The 790-nt window shown below is 63.7% G+C and carries 1 pseudogene; it reads left to right on the plus strand.

The features are described from left to right. Positions 1-790 (plus strand): annotated as a pseudogene (locus U4Y88_RS37575) (hypothetical protein); the annotation flags it as partial.

The raw sequence follows: 790 nt of genomic DNA on the forward strand, positions 1-790 counted from the left end.
CGCGGATGCGGTGCTGTACGACTCGTCGGCACACAATTCGGTGACGCTGGGCGGCACGGGCGCAAGCTCGAACGTGAAGCTGAGCAACGTGGCGGCAGGCACGTTGTCGTCGACGAGCACGGATGCGGTGAATGGTTCGCAGCTGTATGCGACGAACACGAACGTGTCGAACCTCACGGGTACGGTGACGAACATCGCCGGTAACGTGACGACGATGCAAGGCCAGATCACCAACATCAACGGCAAGCTGGCCGATGCGGTGATGTACGACTCGTCGGCACACAATTCGGTGACGCTGGGCGGCACGGGCGCAAGCTCGAACGTGAAGCTGAGCAACGTGGCGGCTGGCACGCTGTCGTCGACGAGCACGGATGCGGTGAATGGTTCGCAGCTGTACGCGACGAACAACAACGTCACGAGCGTCACGAACACGGTGAACAACATCGTGAACGGCGGCGGTATCAAGTACTTCCACACGAACTCGTCGCTGGGCGATTCGGTGGCAACGGGTACGAACTCGACGGCGATTGGTCCGGTAGCAACGGCTGGCGCAGCGAACGCGATCGCGATCGGCAACGGCGCGAATGCGTCGACGGCGAACTCGGTTGCACTGGGCAACGGCGCGACCACGGCTGCGGCTGTGGCGACGACCAATGGCGTGATCGGCGGCACGACGTACACCTATGCAGGCACGACGCCGACCGGCGTGGTGAGCATGGGCGCGGCAGGCGCTGAACGTCAGGTGACGAACGTCGCGGCGGGTCAAGTGACGTCCAGCAGCACCGACGCT

Source organism: Paraburkholderia sp. J94 (assembly GCF_905220285.1).
GTDB classification, from domain to species: Bacteria; Pseudomonadota; Gammaproteobacteria; order Burkholderiales; family Burkholderiaceae; genus Paraburkholderia; species Paraburkholderia tropica_A.